This is a genomic window from Acidithiobacillus sp. HP-11 (genome assembly GCF_015100075.1).
GTDB classification, from domain to species: domain Bacteria; phylum Pseudomonadota; class Gammaproteobacteria; order Acidithiobacillales; family Acidithiobacillaceae; genus Acidithiobacillus; species Acidithiobacillus thiooxidans.
The window spans coordinates 1-6,831 of record NZ_JACKYY010000075.1; the positions used below are offsets into that span (position 1 = coordinate 1).

The 6,831-nt window shown below is 55.8% G+C and carries 6 protein-coding genes and 2 pseudogenes; 3 read left to right on the top strand and 5 right to left on the bottom strand.

Translation table 11 applies throughout. The annotated features are described in order from the left end of the window. Nucleotides 1-1,243: transposase (locus tag H7F08_RS14510; protein ID WP_227487899.1), on the top strand; the 1,243-nt coding region annotated here is incomplete at its 5' end. Nucleotides 1,244-1,409: 166 nt separating this feature from the next. After that, the gene (locus H7F08_RS14515) at nucleotides 1,410-1,913 is read left to right on the top strand and encodes a hypothetical protein (protein ID WP_193640931.1); all 504 of its coding nucleotides are present in this window, start codon (nucleotides 1,410-1,412) and stop codon (nucleotides 1,911-1,913) included. Nucleotides 1,914-1,988: 75 nt separating this feature from the next. Here H7F08_RS14515 and istB read toward each other — a convergent pair. The 5 genes and pseudogenes from istB to H7F08_RS15590 all read right to left on the bottom strand — a co-directional run bounded on the left by istB (nucleotide 1,989) and on the right by H7F08_RS15590 (nucleotide 5,419). Continuing rightward, nucleotides 1,989-2,731 (bottom strand): annotated as a pseudogene (gene istB / locus H7F08_RS15965) (IS21-like element helper ATPase IstB). Beyond that, entirely contained in the window at nucleotides 2,697-4,112 is a 1,416-nt protein-coding gene (gene istA, locus H7F08_RS14525) for an IS21 family transposase (protein WP_227487900.1), read from the bottom strand. Before istA ends, istB begins: the two are co-directional and overlap by 35 nt. 271 nt (nucleotides 4,113-4,383) lie before the next feature. Then, nucleotides 4,384-4,896, bottom strand: a complete 513-nt coding sequence (locus H7F08_RS14530) for an IS630 family transposase (RefSeq protein ID WP_193640932.1) — start codon at nucleotides 4,894-4,896, stop codon at nucleotides 4,384-4,386. A 14-nt stretch (nucleotides 4,897-4,910) separates the two neighbouring features. Then, the gene (locus H7F08_RS15585) at nucleotides 4,911-5,156 is read right to left on the bottom strand and encodes a helix-turn-helix domain-containing protein (RefSeq protein WP_227487901.1); all 246 of its coding nucleotides are present in this window, start codon (nucleotides 5,154-5,156) and stop codon (nucleotides 4,911-4,913) included. Then, nucleotides 5,156-5,419, bottom strand: coding sequence for a helix-turn-helix domain-containing protein (locus H7F08_RS15590; protein WP_227487902.1), 264 nt, complete (start codon nucleotides 5,417-5,419; stop codon nucleotides 5,156-5,158). Before H7F08_RS15590 ends, H7F08_RS15585 begins: the two co-directional genes overlap by 1 nt. 476 nt (nucleotides 5,420-5,895) lie before the next feature. On the opposite strand from H7F08_RS15590, the pseudogene H7F08_RS14540 reads away from it, so the two are divergent. Beyond that, nucleotides 5,896-6,792 (top strand): annotated as a pseudogene (locus H7F08_RS14540) (IS630 family transposase); the annotation flags it as partial. Nucleotides 6,793-6,831: the final 39 nt, after the last annotated feature.

Consider the following 6,831-nt stretch of genomic DNA (forward strand, 5'->3'; position numbering starts at 1 on the left):
GGAACGCGACAGTATCATAGGTGGCTTGTTCCAGTTTACGGCTGGAAAAGACCCCGTTGGCATAGCCGTAGACCAGAATCGCCTGGTCTACGGCTATGCCAACGGGGTCTTTTCCAGCCGTAAACTGGAACAAGCCACCTATGATTCTGTCGCGTTCCGTTACCTCGCGGCAGGCAGCCATCCGGATCACGATACCCTGGCCACCTTCCGTCGCCGTTTTCTGGGCGAACTGCAAGGATTGTTCGTGCAGGTCCTGGAACTGGCGCAGGAGATGAAACTGCTGAAGATCGGCCGGGTCTGTCTGGATGGCACCAAGATCCACGCCAACGCTTCCAAACATCAAGCCCTGTCCCATGGGCATATTGAACAGATGGAGCGCCATCTCCAGGCCGAAGTACAGGAACTCTTTGCACGGGCAGAACAGGCGGATCAGTCCGGGATTCCCGAAGGCGTGAATCTGCCCGAAGAGATCCAGCGCCGCACAGACCGGCTGGCCGTGATGGCAATAGCCAAGGCGAAGATTGCCGAGCGGGCACAGGCCCGTTATGCCAAAGAGAAAGAACGTTACGACACGCAAATGGCGCGCCGTGCAGAACGGGAAGCCCTGGGACAAAAGCCCCGAGGCAAAGCCCCCCAGGCACCGGACCCGGCGCCTAAAGCGCAAGACCAGATCGATCTCACCGATGAAGAATCCCGCATCATGCCGGTCTCAGGCGGTGGCTTTGAACAAACCTATAATGCCCAGGCCGCCGTAGATGACCAGACGATGCTGGTGGTAGCCACCGGAGTCAGTCAGGCCCCCAATGACAAGGAACAGGTCATTCGCATGCTGGAAACCCTCCAGGCACAAACAGCGCAACTGGGACCTATAGAAGCGCTGGTGGCCGATATGGGTTACTGCAGCGAAAAGAATGTGGAGGCCTGCGAAGCCCTGGGGATAACCCCTTTTATTGCCGTGGCCCGAGAAGAACACCATCCCGACTGGCGGCAACGGCATACAGAACCGGAAGCCCTCCCCGAAAATGCGACCCGGATGCAGGCGATGATACATCGTCTGAAGACGCAGGCAGGCCGAAGCGTTTACCGTCTGCGCAAACAAACCGTAGAACCGGTCTTCGGGATTATCAAATCGGTGATGGGATTCCGGCAGTTCTCCTTGCGCGGCCTGCGTCAGGTTCAAGGAGAATGGAGTCTGGTCTGCCTGGCGTGGAACATAAAACGCATGGCCGTATTGCGTCTGTAGGGCAGGAAAATGCAGATAAACCGCAAAAAACAGGGCAATAATGACCAAAAAAGACTCAAAACGAGTGATTTCAAAAAAATCGGGGCGAAATTTGGCAGTAGTCCGAAGTTAAAACCGACGGGCTGCTAGTTTACTTGGAGATATTTACTGTTATAAGGACTGACTAATGAAATCTGTAAAAGTAATGCTATCGAGTATCACAGCCATTCTGTTGTTGAGCGCTTCCTCTGCCTATGCCTTGTCTTTAGGTCAACTTGAAACAATGAGCCCTAGTCAAAAGAAACAGGCCCAACAGTATTTTCGGAGCCATTCTCTTGGTTTTTCATCTATTTTCAAAAGGTACCATCCTGGACCTTATTGGATACTCAAGAACAAATCTGCTTTTCACTTGACACCCGAACAAATCCAGAGGGAAGGCCAGCTCAAGGATGAGATGGCTATGCACACTATCGAGGATGACCGAGCACTGCAGCGCGCATATGACAAGTACGAAAAGGACGCCGCTACTGCACATCCGACCTTGGCAACGATAAAAAAGGACATTATTCGCGTTGGAAAAGCAGAAACGCGATTAGGGTGGGAAATGGTTCCCTACCATCTCCAAGGCTATGCATTGCTGAATCCCGCACAAAAAGTCACCTATACCCAATTGGCTGCCAAGTGTCACTGACCGGCAATATGGCGCCACCGATGTGCGGCGTAATGGCGCCATTTCAAAGTGCCTGAAATGGGGTCTCGAACGGTGTTAAGAATGGGTGTTTTTGGCTCCTTTCGCAATGGTGTTTTTTGGGGATTCCGGGAGTGGTCGTGGGGCGCGAAAACTATCGCCTTCCAGGATCAGTCGATAGGCGCCGTGGCGCAGCCGATCCAGGGTGGCCACTCCGAGCATGCGGTTGGCCGGGAAGACGTCTCCCCACTCGGTGAAGTCGAGATTGCTGGTCAGCATGGTGGAGACGCGCTCATAGCGTTCGGCGATGAGGTCGTGGAAATCCTCGTCATGGGGCGGGCGCATGGGTTTGAGGCCGAAGTCGTCGATGATCAGTAGCGTCACTTTGGCGAGTTGGCGGAAGCGCCGGTCAAAGCCACCGGTGGCTCGCGCTGCATGCAGGGAGCCCACCAGATCACCTTGGGTGATAAAGAGCACGTCACCCCCTGGCGGATGGCACAATGCCCCAGCGCCTGGGCGAGATGGCTCTTGCCGGTGCCACAGGGCCCGACGATCAGGACGGGTGCCTGCTCCTGCAGGTAGCGACCCGTAGCCAGGTCATGCACCAGAGAGCGGTTCAGGTTCGGTAACCGGTCAAAGGCGAAGTCTTCCAGGGTTTTGTGATTCCGGAAGTGGGCCTGACGCAGGAGGGTATCGAATTTACGTTGGTCCCGGCGGGCCACTTCATCCTGCAGGAGCAGGGCGAGGAACTCGGTATAGGCCAGTTGGCCATCCACCGCTTGGCGATTACGCGCTTCCAGGGAATCCAGGATACCGGACACTGAAGCGCAACGCCCGTGCGCAGGCCGCCTCCAGCCGTTGAGGGGTGTACTTGTCCCGGAGTCGCAGGATGTTTTGTACGGTGCGCAGATTAACCAGCACGCGATCGGCAAAGAGCTGGTGAACGACGCCGTAACAGTGCGGTCCGATAGCCTCCGCCATCCGCAGGCACCACTGGATATCCTGGCTTTGCCAGGCCTGTGCTTCCGGCGGCATGTGGTCGGCCACGGTAGAGGCGGTGCCGTGCTGGAACAGCCGGGGATGGGTGGCGACTAATTCATGTTCCTGGTAAATCCGGATGGTGGTATCAGCAGCCCGCAGCCAGAGCTGTTGTCCGATCAGACGGAAGGGGACGGAGTAGAAGCAGTAGGCATATTGGACGTGAGCATCCCGGTGCACCTTGGGTTGCTTCCACTCGGAGATCTCGGGAGGGGCCTCCGGCAGGCGCTGCAAGAGGGGTTTCTCCACATCGACGAACTGGGTGAGAGGCGCCTGACGGGTAGTGCCGTGAATGCGATGGCCCGCCTCCGCCCTGATCCACTCCTGGAGCTGGCGATTGGCATCATCTCGGTCACGGAAATCGCGTAGGGGCAGAAAGGCCTTCTTGATATATTTGACCCCTGACTCCACGATGCCTTTCTTGGCGGGGTCATGAGGCGGGCAGGCATCAATCCTGAACAGATACCCTTCGGCGTACTCGGCATAAGCCCGTTGAACCGTGGGATCGTTGATGCAGGCCTTGGTGATGGCACATTTGGCGTTATCAATGATGATCCTGCCTGGCACGCCACCAAACCAGTTGAAGGCATGGCGGTGACAGGCCAGCCAGGTCATCGTCGTCTGATTCCAGACAATCTCGGCATACTGGTGCCGGGACCAGCAGAGGGTCATAACGAAAAACCAGGTCTTGCGGATCTCTCCGGTTACCGGATCGATCATGGTGGGGCCGGCGCCGAAGTCCACCTGCGCGGCCTCGCCGGGTGCAAAAACGAGGCGCATAGAGGCATCGGGCGCCTTCACCGGGGAGACACGCAGCAGCACACGACGCACTGCAGAGTAGCTTCCGGTGTACCCGTGATTACGCACCAGGGCAGGGTGAATGGTAGTGCCCTGTATGCCTTCAGCAGCCCACTTGGCGATTTGCTCCTCATGGTCTTTGAGGGTGGACACACACTGGGTAGGCATGGCCTGCTTGCGGCGCTGCTGCAGAATGGCGAGCGCGCAGTCGTCGGGTAAAGGCTGCTGGGGATCAAGCCAGCCGTGTTGGGCAGCCTGGTTACGTAGGGCACCCAGTTTCTTGCGCCCCATGAGTTTGGAACGGGCGATCTCTCGGTCCCGATCACCTTGGCGCATCCGCACCAGGATTTGGCGTATCGTAAACATCTCAAACCTCCGATTACTCATGGTCACCCCCCCCCAAAAAAGCTGGGAGGATAACCGATCCAAGGGAAGTTCAAGACCCTACTGAAGCACTAAGTGGGTGGCGCTATTACGCCGACTCCGAACTGGCTCCTTTATGCCGATCCGGAAGTGGCGCCATTACGCCGACTATGGTTTGGCTCCATATTGCCGATCCGTGACACCAAGACTTGGGCACAGGATCACAGAACACCTAATTCTAATTTGCAGCAGAGATAGAGTTAATTATAGATTTCTATCCCACGATGGATTTCACGCGGGTATGGTCTTCCTCAAGGGCACGTAGACCGACAACAAGCTGGTCTTCCAGTGCCTCCAGACTGTCAAAGGCCCGGTTGTGAAAATACTTTTCGCGGGGCTCGTCCCAGAGGTGCTCCTGTGGATTCAGCTCTGGCGAATAGGGCGGCAAAAAGAGTAAACGCAGATTCTCTGGTAACTGGAGATGGTGACTTTTGTGCCAACCAGCTCCATCCATAATCATGAGGATATTTTCATCGGGATAACGTTGGGCCACCTCATTGAGGAAAATCTGCATGCATTTGCTGCTCACTTCGGGCAACACCAGCGAATCCATCCGTCCGTCCTGAGGGGATACGGCCGCATAGGCATACGTGTATTGGTAGATCAGCATCGCTTTGACTTCGGGACGCAAGGGTTTTTTGGCCCGACAATAGCGGGTATCGCTGATCCGCCCAAAGCGCGCTTCGTCCTGGTACATGACGCGCTGAGGACGGACAGTCGGAAACATCGTGAAGGCTTCGGCTATGGCTTCGGGCAGTTTTTTTTACAGACTTCCCGACGTTCCTTGTCGCCTTGTGGATGATAGGTATCCGGGGCCAGCTTCCGCCAGCCATGACGGGCCAGCATGCGGTAGATCGTGGACAGTGCCATAGACTTCCCCACTTTTTCCTCAATCACCGGCTTGAGCTGCGGAATCACAACGATACCGCCCTTTTGCGCATCCGCCAGCACCTCGTCGAGGATACGGGCTTCGCGTTCAAGATTCATTAACGCATGATTACGCAATGCGGTTTTAGCGCGGGGTGGCTCCATAACGCCTTCTGCAATTTTGGCAAACCGGGTGCGTATCGTATCGCACAGGTGGCATTCACGGAGCGTCCGATCGCCTGCGCCGTTTGCTCCAGGCTTAACCCCAAATCCAGAGGCAACAATACCGCCTGTGCCCGCCGCAATTCTTCGGCGGTCTTTGCGCTACGCAACAACTCTCGTGCTGCCCCACATGCTCTATTCCACTCGCATGGACGTGCCATACCATAACCTCCCTTGAAAGCATGACATGTTATCATTGTTTATAACGCCAATTCGAATAAGGCACTGAAGGCGAGCCTACGATAAGCATGTCGAACTGCCCAGCCCATGCCTGAGGATGTACTGTAGCTGATTGCGCGGATTGAAATCGCAACAGCGCAACCTAATTGATGAAAAAAGCCCACACAGATGTGGGCTAATCAGAGGAACTACGCGCGATACCATTCCCGGGCTGCTCGGCATTGTCCTTCCGGGCAAGGACCTGACGAAACGAACCCGCACAGATTCGCTATGCCTCATTGCTTTCTACCGTACCGCTGTACATCGCCTGGCGCAAGCCAAAATCATCACATTTTTTAACACATTGACCATCCGTGGATGGACGGATTTGTGCTAGTGTAGTGTTGCATTCTTGGTGAACCTTAAGGTTAATGATGATAAAATAGCTCCATGTTGAAGGTATGAATGGAGTCGAGCCTTGCGAGTTGCGCCCACAGTCACTTTAACCAGCGAAGAGCTGTCCGAGTTGTCCCGTATAGTCGCCTCCCGATTAAGCAGTGTTCGCTTGTCATTACGGGCACGGATGATATTGCTGGCGGCAGAGGGCTTGCAGAACAAGGAAATTGCGGAGCGCCTGGGGGTGGATCGCCTGCAAGTCGCACGTTGGCGCAAGCGTTATCTGGAACAACGCCTGGCGGGTATAGAACGCGATTTACCGCGCGGCGCCCCTCCGGTGAAAGTGGATGTGGCCCGTCTGGTAGAATTGACCACGCAGAGTAAGCCGGAAGCGATGACCCATTGGAGTACGCGCAGGATGGCGGCAGAACTGGGTGTCAGTGCCGCCAGTGTGTCGCGGCATTGGCGCAAGCATGGCCTCAAGCCTCATCTGCTGCGTGGTTTCAAGGTGTCACGAGACCCGCATTTTGTGGAAAAGCTGGAAGATATTGTGGGGTTGTATATGTCTCCCCCGGAGCATGCCTTGGTGCTCTGCGTGGATGAAAAAAGTCAGGTACAGGCCCTGGACCGGACCCAACCGGGACTCCCCCTCAAAAAGGGCCGCGCAGAAACGATGACCCACGACTACAAGCGTAATGGTACCACGACCTTGTTTGCCGCACTCAACGTGCTGGATGGTCAGGTCATCGGACAGTGTCAACAGCGCCATACCCATGTGGAATGGCTGAAGTTCCTAAAGAAAATTGATCGGCAGACGCCCAAGGACAAGGCTCTGCATCTGATTGCCGACAACTATGCGACCCATAAACACCCGGTAGTACAGGCGTGGCTCGACAAGCACCCGCGTATTCACATGCACTTTACGCCCACTTCGGCATCCTGGCTCAACATGGTCGAGCGTTTCTTTCGGGATATCACGACCCAGGCACACTGGTGAACACCCCACGACGTAACCGCT

Excerpts from the sequence above, each read along its gene's own strand:
- H7F08_RS14530 (WP_193640932.1), bottom strand. The coding sequence starts at position 4,896 with ATGTTTCCGACTGTCCGTCCTCAGCGCGTCATGTACCAGGACGAAGCG.
- istA (WP_227487900.1), bottom strand. The coding sequence starts at position 4,112 with ATGTTTACGATACGCCAAATCCTGGTGCGGATGCGCCAAGGTGATCGG.
- H7F08_RS15590 (WP_227487902.1), bottom strand. The coding sequence starts at position 5,419 with ATGGCACGTCCATGCGAGTGGAATAGAGCATGTGGGGCAGCACGAGAG.
- H7F08_RS15585 (WP_227487901.1), bottom strand. The coding sequence starts at position 5,156 with ATGAATCTTGAACGCGAAGCCCGTATCCTCGACGAGGTGCTGGCGGAT.
- H7F08_RS14515 (WP_193640931.1), top strand. The coding sequence starts at position 1,410 with ATGAAATCTGTAAAAGTAATGCTATCGAGTATCACAGCCATTCTGTTG.